This is a genomic window from Roseobacter litoralis Och 149, assembly GCF_000154785.2.
Lineage (GTDB): Bacteria > Pseudomonadota > Alphaproteobacteria > Rhodobacterales > Rhodobacteraceae > Roseobacter > Roseobacter litoralis.
On the sequence record NC_015730.1, the window covers coordinates 1675741 to 1691997 of the forward strand.

Consider the following 16257-nt stretch of genomic DNA (forward strand, 5'->3'; position numbering starts at 1 on the left):
ACAAACGTAACGCTGCCTGAAATCAGAGATTTCAACGCGTTACGTGATATTTGATGTGTCAGGTATTTCGTCAGACGCTCTAAAGTGGTTCTTCGCGGCCCATCTCAACCAGTTGGGCGCGCAGATCAGCCGCTTGCGGTAAGCCAGCCTCAAGCGCGAAAACATAGGCGTGGGTGAGATAAAACCCGGCGGCATCGGGATCGTCCGCGCTGGCCGCCGCCTGCGTATAAAGGGTAACCAAACGATCCTTATCGCCCGCCGCATGTGCGGCGAGCAGCTTTGCGTCAAGCGACATTATTCCGCCGCTTGCTTTTGTGCGCGGGCGTGTTCGATCTTGCCCGCGACCCAAGCGTGGAACAAATGCGTCGGCCCATCCATGGCAGGCGAAAACCGCCCGCCATCGAACGACACGGCGTGGCGACCGCGTTGCATGCCCTCGACGACAAAGACATCTTCTGCAAAAACCGTTTTCCACTGCTCTGCGTTCCGGATGCGCAGGGTGTCGCTGGTGTCTGGTCTTGCGTAAAACAGGTGGACATGCTCAAGCGTTTTCTCAGGCCCGACCGGTTGCAGAATGATGGCGAATGTATGATCGCGGTGAACCCCCAGCAGCACATTCGGAAACCCGGTGATATATTCCGCGGCCGTATCCCATTTGTCGCTCAGCGCGTCGAAATCTGGAAAAGTGCCCCCCTCGGCGTCTCTGATCTGGCGGTAGACCAGCGTGCCTTGTCCTGAAAACGCGTCATCCTCTTCGATATGATAGTGATCTTCCAAACGTGAATAGCTGTTAAGGCCGGGGTGCACCCAAGGCAGGTGATAGCTTTCACAATAGTTTTCGACCGCCAGTTTCCAGTTGCAATTCACCTCTAGGGTAAAGCGGCTCTCGGTGCCGCCGTGATGCAGTGGTTTGTCAAATTCCTGCCAGCGCGCCATCATTTTGGCATTTGCAACGTCGAAATCCTCTGCGGTGCCCGACACGTTGATCCAGACCACACCCATCCAGATATGGCTGCGCACTTCTATGAGCCCCAAAAGCGCGCGGTCGATGCCGTCATGCGTGTTCTGGCCAGGCCCGCCCACATGCGGGGTGCTGACCAGAGCGCCCTCTGTCGAGTAACACCAGCTGTGGTAGGGACATCTGATGGCACCCTCGATTTTGCGCGGCGCATCCACGAGGATCATCCCGCGATGGCGACAGATGTTCTGAAACACCCGCACCTTGTTTTGGCGATCCCGGATCAATAAAAGCGGCATTTCCAGAAAATCGAGTGGCACCGCATCACCTGTTTCAGGGACATCAGCAGCCACGGCAAGCCCCGACCATCCCTCGAACAGCAGTGCGTGCTTTTCCACATTGAAAACGGCGGGGTCAGTGTAATGCGCGTTTGGTAAACCGTTTGCCTGCGCGATCGGGCGGCGAACAGAGGATAAATCCGAGACACGATTTTCCATGTCAGAACTCCTAAGGATGGATGTCTGAAACAAAATACCGAACGTGCGCGTATGGGCTGTCGCGACAGCGACCTGAGTAGCTTTAGGGCGACATCGGATAGAAGCTTATCGCATCGGGTCTTTGTGTTGCAGCAGGTTTTGGTGAAACGCGACCAAGTCCTCAAGGGCGCAAAACCCGGTGTACCGGGCGATGGGCATCACGCGTTCAAGATCATTTCCCAAATGTTCATAAACCAAACGTGTGACACGTGTTGATGCTGAATTCTCACGGGCTGTGCGTGTGGCATAGCCGACCCAGAAGTTGTTTTCGAATGACGTGACGCGGTTCAAAAAGTTCATTGAAGCCGTCAGCCCGTTGCGCCGGGACGTTACGATCACCACGCCGTCCTCCACCTTGAGCACAAAGCCACGATATTCGCGCGCCTGCGGGGCTGGGGGGATGCCTTGCATGGCCATTGCGAGTTTGGGCTCGTAGCCTTTGATGTGCGTGTCATTCCCCTGACGCAGAACATAAATCAAACCGCGCACGAATTGGTTTTCCTTGACAAAGCTCCGACGGGAAAACTGATAAAATCCGCTGGGAAAATCATTTTCAGGGACCTGCTGAACTTTTTCGCCCATGAAGTCCTTTAGAAAACCGCTCATCACAGGCCCCGAGCTGGGGCCGATTTGATCGACAGGCTCCAGCAATACCCGCGCATCTACATCAAAGAAATCGCAAATGCGGGCCAGTACGTCTGGTCTGGGAAAACTCTCGCCGCTCAAATAGCGGTTGAACTGCGTGCGGTTGATGCCGAGTTGACGCGCCAGTGAAGACACCGACGGGTAAGATTCAGACAGGTGACGCAAATTTGCTCCGAACATATTGCGCAATTGAGCGGGGGATCGGGCAGGGGTGCGCATTATCGTCCTTCGGTGTGGTTTACATGCATAAATTGTATCAGCAATTGCTTTACACGTAATGGTTACTTCTGGTCACCCGAAACTGACGCTAAATGGCGTCACTGCCGTCTTGATTTGTGTCGACTGTACCGCATGTGGACACAAAAACCAAGCGTACGGTGTCACTTTTTTGGTGTCTTAATGTCTTAACTTCTTGGTATAGTTGAAAAAAGACATTGAAGAATTGGAAGATCACATGTTGGGCGTAGTGCTGTGGAGCGACGCTTCGGACCGCAAGGCGGTTATCTGGTGCGAAGATCAGGGTGACCTGGCATACGTGAACCCGTCGGACGAGGTTCTGCGGTCCGGTGACTTTTTCGATGCAGGCGATCTTGTGCAATTTGACATGGAAATGTCGCAATCAACCCGATTGGCGCATAACCCACGCCTCGTGATTGAAAAGGTCGGACCGGCTCTGCCGGATGTGCTGCGCGATGCTGCCCAGATCGAAGACCTGAGCCTGCGCAAAAGAGGGCAGGTGGTGGATTTTTCACCTTGGAATGAGCAGGCCAAAGCAGCCTGCCCATAAGATGTGAATGACGGGGGTTACTCCCCGCGGGACAAGGCCGCGACACCGGTTCGTGCGACCTCAGCCAAGCCCAAGGGGCGCATCAAGTCAGCGAAAGCATCGATTTTTTCCGGTGCGCCGGTAATTTCGAACACGAAGCTTTCGAGGGTGCTGTCGACCACATTGGCGCGAAAAATATCGGCAAGACGCAGTGCCTCGACCCGTTTGTCGCCCTGGCCCACGACCTTGAACATGGCCAGCTCGCGTTCCACGCTTTTCCCCTCGACCGTCAGGTCATGCACGTCGTGCACCGAGACAATGCGCCCCAGCTGCGCCTTGATCTGCTCGATCACCTGCGGCGTGCCAGAGGTTACAATCGTAATGCGCGAAAGATGCCCCGTCTCATCCACTTCGGCGACGGTCAGACTGTCGATGTTGTACCCGCGACCTGCAAAAAGCCCGATGACACGCGCCAGCACACCGGGTTCGTTTTCGACAAGTACCGCGAGCGTGTGCCGTTCGATCACATCCGAGAATGTGGGACGCAGGTTATAGGCAGAATGGCTGTTTGAGCCTTTTTTGATTTTTAGCGGTGACATAATGATGTCCTCAATTTCTTATGGCCATGTGCGGAAGTTCTTTTCCGCTCTTTTGCACTTCGACGTGTGCGCTCTGCACCTAGTTTTCCGTAGTCTGGCAAATTCAGTTTTTGCGCGGTTTCGGTACAGTTCTTTCATTCGTATGTTTCGCTCTTTTCTGGAACCGCAACCGCGTATAGAATGCACGATTTTTCTGGATTAAAGTACCGACAATTTTCTAACGCGTTCTCTTTGCTTTGTACCAAGTTTTTATCGCCACGCGACCGACCGCCCCCACGGCCGTCCGATGTTACATACATTGCGCTGTAAACGGGAGCTGTTTGGCGGAACTCCACGTACTTTTCCATGCCGGTTTTACTCAGAACGATTTTCGAGACCTGTCGGATTTCTACACCGTTTTGTTGATTGGGGGCAGCGCAACCTACCAAAACCGCAGTGGCCAGAATCGTATAAAGCGAGCTTTGTTTGATCACACCAAAACGCTTCCTTTGGCATCGATCACACCCTGCGTATCCGCTTCCCCCAGAAGCATTTCGTTATGCGCCTTGCCCGACGGGATCATGGGGAAGCAGTTTTCGTGCTTGGTCACCAGACAGTCAAAGATCACCGGGCCGTCGTAGGTCAGCATCTCCATGATTGCGTCATCCAGATCATCAGGGTCGGAGCACAGGATGCCCTTGGCCCCGAAAGCTTCGGCCAGTTTCACGAAATCGGGCAGGGCGTCGGACCAGCTGTGTGAATAGCGCTCCCCGTGCAGCAGTTCCTGCCACTGGCGCACCATACCGAGGCGTTCGTTGTTGAGGATGAACTGTTTGACGGGCAGGCGGTATTGAATGGCCGTGCCCATTTCCTGCATGTTCATAAGCCACGACGCTTCACCCGCCACGTTGATCACCAGCGCATCCGGGTGCGCGACCTGCACACCGATCGACGCGGGGAAGCCATAGCCCATCGTGCCCAGACCACCGGAGGTCATCCAGCGGTTCGGATCTTCAAAGCCCAGATATTGCGCGGCCCACATCTGATGCTGGCCCACTTCGGTGCAGATGTAGCGGTCATATTTTTTGGTCAGTGCTTCGAGCCGTTCCAACGCGTACTGCGGTTTGATGATCTTGCCTTGTTGGGTGAACTTCAGGCAATCCACTGTCTTCCACTGCTCGATCTGCGCCCACCATTTGGCGACCGCCTCTGAATTCGTCTTGCGCCCGCGGGATTTCCAGACCTTGAGGATATCCTCAAGCACATGGGCGATATCGCCGACAATGGGGATGTCGGTCTTGATGACCTTGTTGATGGACGAGGGATCAATATCGATATGTGCCTTGATGGATTTGGGGCTGAACGCATCGAGCCGCCCCGTGATCCGGTCGTCAAAACGCGCGCCGATGTTGATCATCAGATCGCAATCATGCATCGCCATATTGGCTTCGTACAAACCATGCATCCCCAACATGCCAATCCATTTTTCACCGGATGCCGGGTAGGACCCCAAGCCCATCAGCGTAGAGGTGATCGGAAAGCCTGTGGCCTTCACCAGTTCGCGCAGCAATTGGCTGGCTGCAGGGCCTGAGTTGATTACGCCGCCGCCCGTGTAAAAGATCGGTTTCTTGGCCTTTTCAAGCGCAGCCACCAGTTCGGTGATCGCTTCCATGTCGCCTTTCAGCTTGGGCTGGTAATGCGAGGTGGAGGGTTTGGGCGGCGAATAGGTGCCGGTGGCGAATTGCACGTCCTTGGGGATGTCGACAAGAACGGGGCCGGGGCGCCCGCTGGTCGCGACATGAAATGCTTCGTGGATGACGCCGGACAGGCGTTCGGTTTCCTTGACCAGCCAGTTGTGCTTGGTGCAGGGGCGCGTGATGCCCACGGTGTCCGCTTCTTGGAATGCGTCAGAGCCGATCATGAAGGTCGGCACCTGACCGGTGAGAACCACCAGCGGAATGGAATCCATCAGCGCATCCGTCAGGCCGGTGACCGCGTTGGTCGCACCGGGGCCGGAGGTGACAAGAACAACGCCCGGTTTACCAGTGGCGCGCGCATAGCCTTCGGCGGCATGAACAGCACCCTGTTCGTGGCGCACCAGAATGTGGCGAATCGCGTTTTGCTGAAAGACCTCGTCATAAATCGGTAGCACTGCGCCGCCCGGATACCCAAATACGGTATCCACGCCCTGATCAATCAGGGCCTGAACAATCATTTTCGCACCGGACATTTGACGTGTCATAGTATTCTCTCCGTGTTGGCCCCGATGGGCCAGTTACCTGTTGCGCACAAAAAAGCCCCCGATCTTGGCGGGGGCGCATGGGTCAGACTATGGTCTACCGTTACCGGCCCATGCGCGTGTTTCCTACAATGACCACTAGGTCGTTCATTCGGTAAGACTCCGTTGTGTTGCGCGAGACATTATGAGCGGCTGACAAGTACGTCAACAGCCGATGCGCAGAAAAATATGTCTCTGAGTGAGAAAAACCAGTAATATTATTTCGTTCAGATGTCATTTGAGGGAATTAAAGCCAAAATCGTAGCTTTACCGGCTAAGCGTTGTTGATTCTGAAAAGTCGGCAGGCAAAAAAGCTGGACCGTTGGATGCCCGCTTAGCTCAGCGCCTTCGCATCAGGGGTCACCGCCGGGATGTGAGGCTGTGCGACGCAAAGCCGGACCAAAACACAAGCCAGGCAGCAAATCCCGAAAGTTTCGAAAAGTCCTCCAGCCAATGTGCGAAGGGGCCATAAATTTTAAATACATCCGTAAATACCGACAATCCAAGAAAAAACAGCGCAACCTTTAATCCACGCATGTCATATTGATTGTCGATTTTGCGTAACCTGAACCAGACAGACAAGCCCAACAGACCGTAAACGCCGAAGACTGCGACTTCTCCCAGTCGCGAGGCCTTTTCGTGCAACATGAAAACATCGTCGATCACGAGAAGAGCCGATAAGACTGAAACCGCTAGAAGAACACCGCGGCTTGTGGAGAAAGAGCCGCGCATCACTGCGACCGCAAAGCCGGTAACAGCCGCTGTCGATGTCATCAAGGCCACGCCGACATGGGAAAAGAAACCGATATAGGATGGGTATTTGTAAATAGCGGCGGGATCACGCACGAGGTCCGCCAGCTCAATACCGCGCAAACCGGTCAAGACGCCGATTATGATCGCCGCCGCAAACAAGGCCAGAGCTACAATGGTTTCGGGTAATTTGACGAGGGGCCGCGCAGGGGCGTCTGACATTCTGTTTTCCTTCACGGCAACAATCACAGGCTGACCCGCGTTGTACGACGACAATCCGAACTTTCAAAGACGAATGTCACAAAACCTCACTGCATCCAAGTGCATTCACGATGTCACAGCGTCTGTGGTTGCCCCTGCAATCCATCCTGAAAAGCTGCGTTAAACGCGCCTGTTACAGACTGACGCCGGTGCCCTGCAGCACGCCGTGTTCCATCGCATATCGCGTCAGACCTGCTGTGCTGGAAATACCCAGTTTGCGTTTGATGTTCTTGCGGTGCGTCTCAACCGTTCGCACGGAAATATCGAGGGCCGTCGCAACGTCCCGGTTCGATTTGCCCTGCGCGAGTTGCAGCAGAATCGTTTGCTCACGCCCGGTCAGCGCTTCGCGGACTTCGCCTTCCTTGGGTTGCAGCGATCCGCTGGCCCCGGTGCACAGGTATTGATCGCCCGCCATGACGGCATCAATGGCCTGTTTGATTTCGTCGGTGGGCACATCCTTGAGGATATATCCCATGGCACCATGGCTCAGCGCGGATGAGATATACTCAGCGCTGTCATGCATCGACAGGATCAGGATGCGCGTGCCGGGGCGGCGTTCCAGTACAATCTCGGTCGCGGTCAGCCCGCCCATATCCGGCATGTTGAGATCCATCAGGATCACATCCGGATCAAAGTGATCCAGTTGCGCAATCGCTTCACGCGCCGAATTGCAACTGCCCACCACACGCAGATCTTCATAGCTTTCGAGAATAGACTGGATGCCTTCCGCAACCATAGGGTGGTCATCAATGATCAGGACTTTGATCGGGTCAGGGGATGTTGGTGTCATGCAGTCTGCTTTTGTTTTTCGGGCTGAGAAGTTTCGGGTTCGGGCGGCAGCAAATGGGACAACGGAACGGTAACCTCGACCACCGTGCCAATGCCGGAGCGCGTTGTGAATACGTTTAGTTCACCTTCCAATTGCTCGACCCTTTCTTGCATGTTGCGCAAGCCAAGGCCTTGGGACGGGTGCGTTGATCCATTGTTCAACCCGCAGCCGTTGTCTTCGATCCGCAGCGTGGCGCCTTGCGCATGGCCGCGCAGATCGACGCTGACTTGCGTGGCGCGCGCATGCCGCTCGATATTCGTGAGTGCTTCTTGGGCAATGCGATAAAGTGCGATCTTTGCATCGGAATCGAGCCTGTTTCGGAACACAACGGTGCTGAATTCAGTCCGCAGGCCTGTGCGTTCACCAAACGCATCCGTCAGGTTCTTGATCGCCGGACCAAGGCCAAGGTCATCCAGCATGCCGGGGCGCAGGTCACGGCTGATGCGGCGCACCTCAGAAATGGCTTCGCCTAATGTCTCGATGCCCTTGCCCAAAGGCTCCGCCGCGCTGGGATCACCGCGTTCCAGTTTGCGCCGCGCCGTATCAAGGGCATAGCGCACCCCGACGAGGATCTGGCTGATGCCGTCGTGCAACTCACGCGCCACGCGTCCGCGTTCTTCTTCCTGTGCGTCCAGAACCCGCTGGGTCAGCCGTTTCAGCTTGGCATCCGCAAGGCGGCGTTCGCGGATGTTCAGCACCATGCCCGTCAGGAAAACGACCAGCAGGGCGGCGAGTGTGATCGCACCGATGTAGATAAAGGTTTGCTGCACGCGTGCTTCAACCTCGGCGCGCGCTATTGCTACCGTGGCCAGCACGTCATCGATGAACACGCCCGTGCCGACGGCCCATCGCCAACTGGGAAAGCTGGTCACATAGGTGATCATCCGCGCGTCTTCCCCGGTGGAAGGTTTGGGCCACTGATGCGTCAGATATCCATCACCTTGCCGCGCGATTTCGATCAGGCGGGCAACAACTGGCGTGCCTTCTGTATCGGTTTCTTCGAGCCAGTTCTGATTGATGCGTTGGGTCTGGCGTGGGCTGACCAGACTGTTGCCATCATAATCATAGACAAAAAAGAAGCCATCGGTGCCATAAATCATGGCCGACAGGATTTGTGCGACTTGGTTCTTGGCGTCGGAATCGTCGGGTGCGGCGTTGCCGTAGATGAAGTAAAACCCATTGCGCGCTTGCGTGATATAATTGCGCAGTTCCGCTTTCTTGGCCTGCAGCAACTGGGTCTCCAGCGCGCGGACCTCACGTTCGGCCAAGGCACGCGATTGAAACGCCACAAGAACGGCGATGGCCGCAACTGCTGCAATCAAGGGCACCGTGGCCAAAAGCGACAGCTTTTGCGCATAGCTCGGTCGGAAAAGAGGCAAGAACCGCTTCATGCTTCATTGCTACGGCGAAAGAGAACCGAATCAAAGGGCCACAAACAGGGCTTTCGCCAGAATCGCGACGCGTATGTGGTGTGTAACGCGGTTTTGCTCGCCTAAAACGAGAGTAAACGATGGATTAGGTGCGAAATCTACGCAGTACTAGGTATTCCCTTCTGCGCCGATCACGCTACTTTCGCGACTACTTCACAAGCCGTGTGCGCCACAAGGAGCGGACAGGCGATATAATCGGGAGGAGTATCTTTATGGATCGTCGTTCATTTCTGAAGACATCTGCACTTGGCGGCTCTGCCGCTGCGGCCACGACACTGGCGGCACCTGCCTACGCACAAGGCAACCGTACCCTGACAATGGTCACATCCTGGCCCCGCGGTTTTGCGGTTCTGGACGATGCGGCAACCTACTTCAACGATATGGTTGATGCGATGTCCGATGGACAGCTGACAATCGACAAAAAAGCGCCGGGCGAACTGGTTGGTGCCTTTGAGGTGTTTGACGCGGTGTCATCTGGACAGGCGGATCTCTACCACTCGGCGGATTACTATTTCATCGGTCAGCATCCGGGCTATGCCTATTTCACGGCCGTGCCATTTGGCGGCACCGCGCAGGAAGTCACAAACTGGTATCACCACGGTGGCGGACATGAATTGCACACCGAACTGGGCGAAATCTTCAACCTGAAATCCTTCATCGCGGGGAACTCCGGTTCCCAGTCGGGAGGTTGGTTCCGCAATGAGATCAATTCAGCGGCTGACTTTAACGGTCTGAAGTTCCGGATGCCGGGTCTTGGCGGTAAGGTACTTGGCGAGTTGGGCGCTTCGGTCCAGAATATTCCCGGTGGCGAACTGTATCAGGCGCTTTCCTCCGGTGCCCTCGACGGTCTTGAGTGGGTTGGCCCCTTTGCGGACGAACGCGCGGGTTTTCAGGAAGTTGCCAAGGTTTACTACACCGCCGGTTTCCACGAACCGGGTTCCGCTTTGGCGGCCGGTATGAACCTTGATGTTTGGAATGAGCTCAAGCCTGCGCATCAGGCGATCATCTCGAACGCGGCAATGGCGACAACGCATACCCAGCTGGCGGAAACACTGTCCAACAATGGTGCTGCACTGGCGCGCCTGCAGTCGCAAGGTGTGAAGACGTTGCAGTTCCCGGACGATGTCTGGGATGCCTTTGGTGCCGCGTCGAAAACGGTCATGGATGAAAACATGGGCGACGAACTGTTCGCCAAAATCCGTACCTCCTTCGAAGAATCGTTGGCGCAGAGCTCTGACTGGCTTCTCAAGTCGGATGGCTTTTACGTAGAGCAGCGTAACCGCGTGCTTGCAGCCGGTTAACCATTTGTAAAGAAACGGCAAGGGGCCAGGATTTCTCTGGCCCCTTGCATGCCTGACATCCCGGGGTGACACTGGGTTAGAACAACGCTTTGACCCGCATGTGAAACGGGATCAAAGAAGGGGGGAAAATGGAAGAAGAAGTGGCTACGACAGGCGGGTTTGCAATCCTGTTGGACGGAGTGCTCTGGTTTTTGAGCAACATCGCACTTTCATTTTACAACTTTTTCTACGCCCTCGCGCATCCCTCGCTCTGGTTGGACTGGTCGGACAAGCAAGCCATCATGCGCTTTGTCTATTACGGCGGTTCGGTCGAATTTTTCTTTGTCGTGTTCACCGCCTTCCTTGTGATGCTCGGCATCGGGGTCTGGCGTGGCAACATCATGTGGGGCTACGTGCGCGTCCTTGAAGGCTTTGCCAATACGGTAGGGCGCTTCTTTGCCTGGGCAGGTCTTTTGATGGTGGTCCAGCAGATCATCATCGTGTTCATGCAGCGGATTTTCACGCGCCCGGATATTTCCTTTGGCTTTGGTATCCCGCTGCAGTTCGACATCAGCTGGTTTGCCGAAGAACTCAAGCTTTACAACGCGATGGTCGTCTGTCTGTGCATGGCCTATACCTTTGTGCAGGGCGGACATGTGCGCGTTGATCTGGTCTATTCCTCGGTCCGGTTCCGCACCAAGAAAGTCATCGACATGTTCGGGGCACTGTTTTTCATGATGCCCGTCGCGGTGATCATCTGGCTTTACGGGTGGTTCTTCATGTGGCGTCACCTGATTGTGCCGAACCCCTCTGCATCCGATACGCTGGACCGTCTGCTGAACAAATCCCGCGCGCTGCGCTGGAATGTTGAAACCATCGGCTTCAGCCCGAACGGGTTCAACGGCTATTTCCTCTTCAAGGTGCTTTTGTGCATGTTCACCGCGATGGTGTTCCTGCAGGCGATGGCCATGTTCTTCCGCTCCTTTCAGGAGTGGCGCGAAGGCGAAGAGAGCGCGGGCAAATACCTCGATAAGGACAGCCTCGGTGACGGTGAAGAAGCCTATGAGGGCACGCACTGACAACGCGCGTAACAACGCGAGAACAAGCGCCTCAAGCGCGTGACGTATAAGGGACAAAGCCCATGTTTTTCGGTCTAGACGGCGTAGAAGTTGGCCTGATCATCGTAGCCATCTGCCTCTTTGGTGGCATTCTTTCCGGGTTTCCGGTGGCCTTTGCCATCGCCGGGGCGGGGGTTATCTCCTTCGGGATCATCGCGGCGCTGGACAGCGCCGGATTGCTGATCCACCAAGCCATAGACACCAGCAGCCAAGTTTATCGTGATCTGGTAAACTCAGGCGTCAAGGCTGACACGATATCGATTTTCCGATACCCGGATTTGCCGCGTATCGGCGAACCGGTATTCCCCAGTGGGTGGGAAGTGGCGCTGGATCGCAATGTGTCCTTTGTCGTCAACCGCATGAACGAACGTGTGCTGGCCGGTCAGTCGATCGAGACACTCTTGGCTGTTTTGATGTTCGTGCTGATGGGCATCACGCTGGAACGCTCCAAGATCGCCAATGACCTGCTGACCTCCATGGCGCGGGTTTTCGGGCCGCTGCCCGGTGGTCTTGCCGTGTCTATCGTCGTTGTGGGGGCCTTTCTGGCGGCGTCGACCGGCATCGTTGGCGCGACTGTTGTCACCATGGGTCTGCTTGCGCTGCCCACGATGTTGCGCAACGGCTATTCGCCTGAGCTGTCCACGGGGGTGATTGCGGCCTCCGGCACCTTGGGCCAGATTATCCCGCCGTCCATCGTGATCGTTCTACTCGGCACCTTGGCGGGGGATTTGTATTCCGCGGCACAGGAACGCCGCGCCAGTCTGGCGGGCTGTACGGATGCGCTTACCTATCTCGGGGAACCTGCGGTCCTTTCCGTTGGTACACTTTTTCAGGCCGCATTGCTGCCGGGTATCATGCTTGCACTGCTATATGCGTTATATGCATTCGGCTACGCACTGCTGAACCCCGACAAGGCCCCGGCGGTTGAGATGGGCAGCACGAACGCCGAACCCATTACGCGAAACGAAGCTTTCACATGGTTCCTTGGCGCACCGGTTCTCATCATTGTCGGCACCATCCTGCTGGGGAACCTCGGCATGGTCGGCAGCCAATCGACAGATGTTTCGCGCTTTTCGGACATAGGTGAGGGGGCATCGCTGAGGACTACGGTCAGTGAGCAGTGTCAGGCCTCGATGATCGAATTGCACGGTCAGGAGGCTTGGGACGCGGCGGTAGCACAGCAGGTTGATATTGATGCGGCGGGTGGCATTCAGGCGTCCCAAGCATTGACCGAAGAAGAACTCGTCACAGCACTGCAAGACAAAATCGACGACGCCGCACCCATCGGAACCGGGATCGCGATCATCCTCATTCTCACAGGGTTGTTTTTGACCACAGCGCGGGGTGTTTCACCCTCATCGCCAACCAAACCGCTGCTTATCGGGGCGATGGGGGCAGTCGTGATCATACTGCTCGATATTATCGCTATTTCGCCTGCAACATCAGCAGGTGCGACGGTCGTCATTCTGGCCCTGCCATTTGCAGCACTGATGTATGGTGTGGTCTATGCGACGAAAATCTGCGCGCGCAATGAGCTCATTCGCGTCGTGTTCCCGCCGCTGATCCTTATCGTGGCTGTTCTCGGCTCGATCCTTGGCGGCATTACCAACCCGACACCCGCGGCGGCTCTCGGGGCCGGTGGTGCCATCATGCTTGCCGCCTATCGCAAGCTGCGGGATCAGGACAAAACGCCCAAGGTCATCATCTGGTCTACGCTGGCGATCATCGTCTGTATTCTGGTCGGCATCAATTTCGATTTGCGCGTCAACACCGATGATGTGGGTTTTGAAAGCTGGTTTGCGTTCTTCGTGGCCTATGGTGCCTATCTCTATGCAATCTTCGGGCTGCTGTTCTCGTGCTGGATTCTCTACACATCCGGCATCCTGTCGCCGGTTGTGCGGGAAACGGCCAAGGTCACGAGTATGGTCTTTACCATTCTCATCGGCTCGCAACTGCTGAACCTCGTGGTGATCTCCTTTGGAGGAGAACATTACATTCAGCAATTCCTCAAGTCGTTCGATAATGAATTCACGGTCTTCCTGATCGTGATGCTCGTGCTCTTTGTTCTGGGCTTCGTGCTCGATTTTCTTGAGATCATCTACATCGTGATACCGATCGTTGGGCCGGTCATTTACGGCGGCACGTTCGATCCCAAATGGGTCACGATCATGATCGCCGTGAACCTGCAGACATCCTTCCTGACACCGCCCTTTGGGTTCGCCCTTTTCTATCTGCGCGGGGTGGCCCCAAAAGAGGTCACGACCGGGCATATTTATCGCGGGATCATACCCTTCGTCTTGATCCAGGTCGCCGGTCTTGCCCTGCTATGGACCTTCCCGGGCATTGTCACGATCATCCCGGATCTGATCCCGAACTAAAAGCTCGAAGACGAGCAATCATAAGGGGGGCCTCGGGCCCCCTTTTTCTTGTGTGGTTGTGTTCCTTGAGACTATGCTTGGCAGTAATATCTCGAAGCGCATTCAGACAGCGGAAGGTTGTTTGAAGCGTCATGCGAAAAACCTGAATCACATAACGCTGCCTGAAATCAAAGATTTCAACGCGTTACGTGATACTTGATGTTTCAGGTATTTCGTCAGACGCTCTAGTGAAGTACCACAAACTCTATTCCGATCCCGATGGTGAGAGCCACTGGAAAATCGTCGAAGTTCCATTGGAAGAAAAAAGCTTTGCACCACCCGCCAAATCCATCGAGGTGTCGCGGCCGGATGCAGTCAGGCAGATGCTTTTCTTACGGCTCAGGGCAGGGTGGAACGAACCTGTTCACCCCACGCCTGTTGCGCAGAAACTGATCTGCCTTGCCGGGGCGGTACGGGTGACGACCAGCGATGGGATGTGTCAGGACATTGGACCGGGCGACGTGTGGCACATGCAGGATACCCATGGCAAAGGGCACCATACGGTTGTCACCAGCGATTGCGATTTTGAAGCTGTCATTATCCAATACGATTGAGGACCGCTATCATTGGTCTTGCTACCGCGTCGGGCGCGTATCCGGCAGTTGTATGTTCGCGACCTGCTCTGCGATGGGATCGGTCGATAGTGGATGCGTTTCTGCCGTGAATTCTGCGGGGTTTTCGACTTTTTGCCAGCTTCCCCCGATATAGACTTCGAGACCTGCGAACTTTGACTTGTAGCCCATCTTCTGGCTGCCCGGCACCCAGTATCCCAAGTACACATAGGGAAGCCCGGCTTCGCGTGCGATTTCTATGTGATCAAGGATCATATAGGTGCCCATTGAGCGTTTCGTCATATCTGGTGCATAGAATGAATAGACCATGCTCAACCCGTCTGACAGCACATCCGTCAGGCTCACCCCGACGAGTGCGCCGTTGGTTTCATTCTTGTACTCAACGACGCGGCTGCGGATCGGTGTTTCCTCGATCATGGCGGCGAATTCAAAGACATCCATATCCGCCATACCCCCATCCGCATGACGGCTGTCCAGATAGGAGCGGAACAGATCATATTGCTCTTCTGACGCCCAGGGCGATGTCGCGCGCCGCTCCAGATCGTGGTTGCGCCTGATGGTCCGTTTTTGACTGCGGGAGGGTGCGAACTCGGATACATCAATGCGTGCTGACAGACAGGCCGAACATTCCGCGCAAGACGGCCGGTACAGCACATTCTGCGATCGGCGAAACCCTTGCTGGGACAGGCTGTCATTCAGCTTGTCCGCGCTTTCACCCTGCAGCGCCGTGAACAGCTTACGTTCCATACGGCCGTCAAGATACGGACACGGCTGAGGGGCCGTGACGTAAAACTGCGGTGCTATCGGTAACGTATGTCGCATGTAGTTCCTAGCCGGTCTTCAGGGGCAGACTAGCAAGGACATTGGTCAAATGGCAAGATAACAAAGGTTAACTTATTACCGCACGTCTGTTGATCATTACGGTCCCCAGAACATGGTCAGACAAGCCCTGTCCACGCTCTGTCGCAGCCATCATAACAATCGAAATCAACTGAAAAACGGGCACTGTCCAGCTGAGCGTGTAGCCAAGGGTATGGGCAAAAGCACTGGCCGGGGTCATCCGACCGCCATCAGACTGGCGCAACTCGATGGCGAAGACACGCATACCCCAGGTCGCCGAGCTGTTTGCGATGGTGACAAACCGATAGGCGAACCCCACCACCAGAAACAGGAACGGAAAGAAAAAGATGCCCGTAAACGCCGTGAATGGGAGAATAATGATACAAGCCAGCAGCGTGATCAGAGCGTCAATCACCCAAGCGAGCAGGCGCTTGAGCGGGACGTCTTTGTAGAAATCGGGCTGGGCATGTGGATCGGGTGTCGAGGACATCTTCGTGCTTTCTGTGCGAGGATTGGCCCCCGGACAAAACCTCCGGAAGCCATTGTTTTGCGGGCTTCACGCCTCTGCGGCGCGTTCTTCGCTTTTCTTGGCGCGCTCGTCCATGAACTGGTCGAACTCCGCTTTATCTTTAGCGTCCCGCAGGCGTTCAAGGAAGGCTTCGAATTTGCCTTGCTCTTCTTCCAGCCGGCGCAACGTATCTGCCTTATAGGCATCAAAAGCGCTGTTGCCGGACGGCTGTGTCACAGAACGCATGGGGCCGAATTGCGTTTTCATTTGGCGGCAGGATTTAGTGAACATGCGTTTGCTCCATATCATATAGGCTAAAAGGGCAAGGCCGATTGGCCAAAACAGGATGAATCCAAGAACCATGGCGGCGATCCACGCGCCTTTGCCTTTCGAGTCGAGCCAATATTCGGCGCGTGTCAACCAGCCGGGCTGGTGTGCGGCGGGTGGGGTCTGCGTGAGGGTCGTCATATAAATGCCTTTCATTTGGTGTT

Annotated in this window: 17 protein-coding genes; 5 read left to right on the forward strand and 12 right to left on the reverse strand. The window is 55.5% G+C overall.

Annotated features, from left to right (window positions below; genetic code table 11):
• Window positions 1-79: 79 nt before the first annotated feature.
• The 3 genes from RLO149_RS07870 to RLO149_RS07880 form a co-directional block, all read right to left on the reverse strand.
• Window positions 80-295 (reverse strand): hypothetical protein, encoded by a 216-nt coding sequence (locus RLO149_RS07870; protein ID WP_013961549.1) that lies wholly within the window; start codon window positions 293-295, stop codon window positions 80-82.
• Window positions 295-1455, reverse strand: a complete 1161-nt coding sequence (locus RLO149_RS07875; protein ID WP_013961550.1) for an aromatic ring-hydroxylating oxygenase subunit alpha — start codon at window positions 1453-1455, stop codon at window positions 295-297. Before RLO149_RS07875 ends, RLO149_RS07870 begins: the two co-directional genes overlap by 1 nt.
• 105 nt (window positions 1456-1560) lie before the next feature.
• Window positions 1561-2358: a helix-turn-helix domain-containing protein gene (locus RLO149_RS07880; protein WP_013961551.1), complete on the reverse strand. Its 798-nt coding sequence runs from the start codon at window positions 2356-2358 to the stop codon at window positions 1561-1563.
• 235 nt (window positions 2359-2593) lie between these two features.
• Here RLO149_RS07880 and RLO149_RS07885 point away from each other — a divergent pair, with 235 nt between their 5' ends.
• Window positions 2594-2926: a hypothetical protein gene (locus RLO149_RS07885; RefSeq protein WP_013961552.1), complete on the forward strand. Its 333-nt coding sequence runs from the start codon at window positions 2594-2596 to the stop codon at window positions 2924-2926.
• Between the two features lie 17 nt (window positions 2927-2943).
• On the opposite strand, the gene ilvN is transcribed toward RLO149_RS07885, so the two are convergent.
• The 6 genes from ilvN to RLO149_RS07915 all read right to left on the reverse strand — a co-directional run bounded on the left by ilvN (window position 2944) and on the right by RLO149_RS07915 (window position 8992).
• The gene (gene ilvN / locus RLO149_RS07890; protein WP_013961553.1) at window positions 2944-3504 is read right to left on the reverse strand and encodes an acetolactate synthase small subunit; all 561 of its coding nucleotides are present in this window, start codon (window positions 3502-3504) and stop codon (window positions 2944-2946) included.
• A gap of 134 nt (window positions 3505-3638) precedes the next feature.
• Entirely contained in the window at window positions 3639-3977 is a 339-nt protein-coding gene (locus RLO149_RS07895) for a hypothetical protein (RefSeq protein ID WP_044025252.1), read from the reverse strand.
• The gene (locus RLO149_RS07900) at window positions 3974-5725 is read right to left on the reverse strand and encodes an acetolactate synthase 3 large subunit (protein WP_013961554.1); all 1752 of its coding nucleotides are present in this window, start codon (window positions 5723-5725) and stop codon (window positions 3974-3976) included. Before RLO149_RS07900 ends, RLO149_RS07895 begins: the two co-directional genes overlap by 4 nt.
• 396 nt (window positions 5726-6121) lie before the next feature.
• On the reverse strand, window positions 6122-6733 hold the full coding sequence (locus RLO149_RS07905; protein ID WP_013961555.1) for a hypothetical protein: 612 nt from the start codon (window positions 6731-6733) through the stop codon (window positions 6122-6124).
• 172 nt (window positions 6734-6905) lie between these two features.
• Window positions 6906-7562 carry a response regulator transcription factor gene (locus RLO149_RS07910; protein ID WP_013961556.1) on the reverse strand — a complete coding sequence of 219 codons (657 nt, stop codon included), beginning with the start codon at window positions 7560-7562 and terminating at the stop codon, window positions 6906-6908.
• Window positions 7559-8992 (reverse strand): cache domain-containing protein, encoded by a 1434-nt coding sequence (locus RLO149_RS07915; RefSeq protein ID WP_013961557.1) that lies wholly within the window; start codon window positions 8990-8992, stop codon window positions 7559-7561. The genes RLO149_RS07910 and RLO149_RS07915 overlap by 4 nt, the downstream gene beginning before the upstream one ends.
• A 251-nt stretch (window positions 8993-9243) precedes the next feature.
• Here RLO149_RS07915 and RLO149_RS07920 point away from each other — a divergent pair, with 251 nt between their 5' ends.
• From RLO149_RS07920 to RLO149_RS07935, 4 genes are all read left to right on the forward strand, one after another.
• A complete protein-coding gene (locus tag RLO149_RS07920) occupies window positions 9244-10332 on the forward strand; it encodes a TRAP transporter substrate-binding protein (RefSeq protein WP_013961558.1) in 1089 nt (362 codons plus the stop codon).
• Between the two features lie 128 nt (window positions 10333-10460).
• The gene (locus RLO149_RS07925; RefSeq protein ID WP_013961559.1) at window positions 10461-11390 is read left to right on the forward strand and encodes a TRAP transporter small permease subunit; all 930 of its coding nucleotides are present in this window, start codon (window positions 10461-10463) and stop codon (window positions 11388-11390) included.
• 62 nt (window positions 11391-11452) lie between these two features.
• Window positions 11453-13807 carry a TRAP transporter large permease gene (locus RLO149_RS07930; RefSeq protein WP_013961560.1) on the forward strand — a complete coding sequence of 785 codons (2355 nt, stop codon included), beginning with the start codon at window positions 11453-11455 and terminating at the stop codon, window positions 13805-13807.
• Between the two features lie 227 nt (window positions 13808-14034).
• On the forward strand, window positions 14035-14400 hold the full coding sequence (locus RLO149_RS07935) for a cupin domain-containing protein (RefSeq protein WP_148264324.1): 366 nt from the start codon (window positions 14035-14037) through the stop codon (window positions 14398-14400).
• A gap of 21 nt (window positions 14401-14421) precedes the next feature.
• Here RLO149_RS07935 and RLO149_RS07940 read toward each other — a convergent pair whose 3' ends face one another.
• The 3 genes from RLO149_RS07940 to RLO149_RS07950 form a co-directional block, all read right to left on the reverse strand.
• The gene (locus RLO149_RS07940) at window positions 14422-15240 is read right to left on the reverse strand and encodes an arginyltransferase (RefSeq protein ID WP_013961562.1); all 819 of its coding nucleotides are present in this window, start codon (window positions 15238-15240) and stop codon (window positions 14422-14424) included.
• Window positions 15241-15307: 67 nt separating this feature from the next.
• Window positions 15308-15748 carry an RDD family protein gene (locus RLO149_RS07945; RefSeq protein WP_013961563.1) on the reverse strand — a complete coding sequence of 147 codons (441 nt, stop codon included), beginning with the start codon at window positions 15746-15748 and terminating at the stop codon, window positions 15308-15310.
• 66 nt (window positions 15749-15814) lie between these two features.
• Entirely contained in the window at window positions 15815-16234 is a 420-nt protein-coding gene (locus tag RLO149_RS07950; protein WP_013961564.1) for a DUF2852 domain-containing protein, read from the reverse strand.
• Window positions 16235-16257: the final 23 nt, after the last annotated feature.

Coding starts and splice junctions, on each gene's coding strand:
- ilvN (WP_013961553.1), bottom strand. CDS start 3,504: ATGTCACCGCTAAAAATCAAAAAAGGCTCAAACAGCCATTCTGCCTAT.
- RLO149_RS07930 (WP_013961560.1), top strand. CDS start 11,453: ATGTTTTTCGGTCTAGACGGCGTAGAAGTTGGCCTGATCATCGTAGCC.
- RLO149_RS07920 (WP_013961558.1), top strand. CDS start 9,244: ATGGATCGTCGTTCATTTCTGAAGACATCTGCACTTGGCGGCTCTGCC.
- RLO149_RS07905 (WP_013961555.1), bottom strand. CDS start 6,733: ATGTCAGACGCCCCTGCGCGGCCCCTCGTCAAATTACCCGAAACCATT.
- RLO149_RS07870 (WP_013961549.1), bottom strand. CDS start 295: ATGTCGCTTGACGCAAAGCTGCTCGCCGCACATGCGGCGGGCGATAAG.
- RLO149_RS07880 (WP_013961551.1), bottom strand. CDS start 2,358: ATGCGCACCCCTGCCCGATCCCCCGCTCAATTGCGCAATATGTTCGGA.
- RLO149_RS07915 (WP_013961557.1), bottom strand. CDS start 8,992: ATGAAGCGGTTCTTGCCTCTTTTCCGACCGAGCTATGCGCAAAAGCTG.
- RLO149_RS07945 (WP_013961563.1), bottom strand. CDS start 15,748: ATGTCCTCGACACCCGATCCACATGCCCAGCCCGATTTCTACAAAGAC.
- RLO149_RS07875 (WP_013961550.1), bottom strand. CDS start 1,455: ATGGAAAATCGTGTCTCGGATTTATCCTCTGTTCGCCGCCCGATCGCG.
- RLO149_RS07925 (WP_013961559.1), top strand. CDS start 10,461: ATGGAAGAAGAAGTGGCTACGACAGGCGGGTTTGCAATCCTGTTGGAC.
- RLO149_RS07910 (WP_013961556.1), bottom strand. CDS start 7,562: ATGACACCAACATCCCCTGACCCGATCAAAGTCCTGATCATTGATGAC.
- RLO149_RS07885 (WP_013961552.1), top strand. CDS start 2,594: ATGTTGGGCGTAGTGCTGTGGAGCGACGCTTCGGACCGCAAGGCGGTT.
- RLO149_RS07950 (WP_013961564.1), bottom strand. CDS start 16,234: ATGACGACCCTCACGCAGACCCCACCCGCCGCACACCAGCCCGGCTGG.
- RLO149_RS07940 (WP_013961562.1), bottom strand. CDS start 15,240: ATGCGACATACGTTACCGATAGCACCGCAGTTTTACGTCACGGCCCCT.
- RLO149_RS07900 (WP_013961554.1), bottom strand. CDS start 5,725: ATGACACGTCAAATGTCCGGTGCGAAAATGATTGTTCAGGCCCTGATT.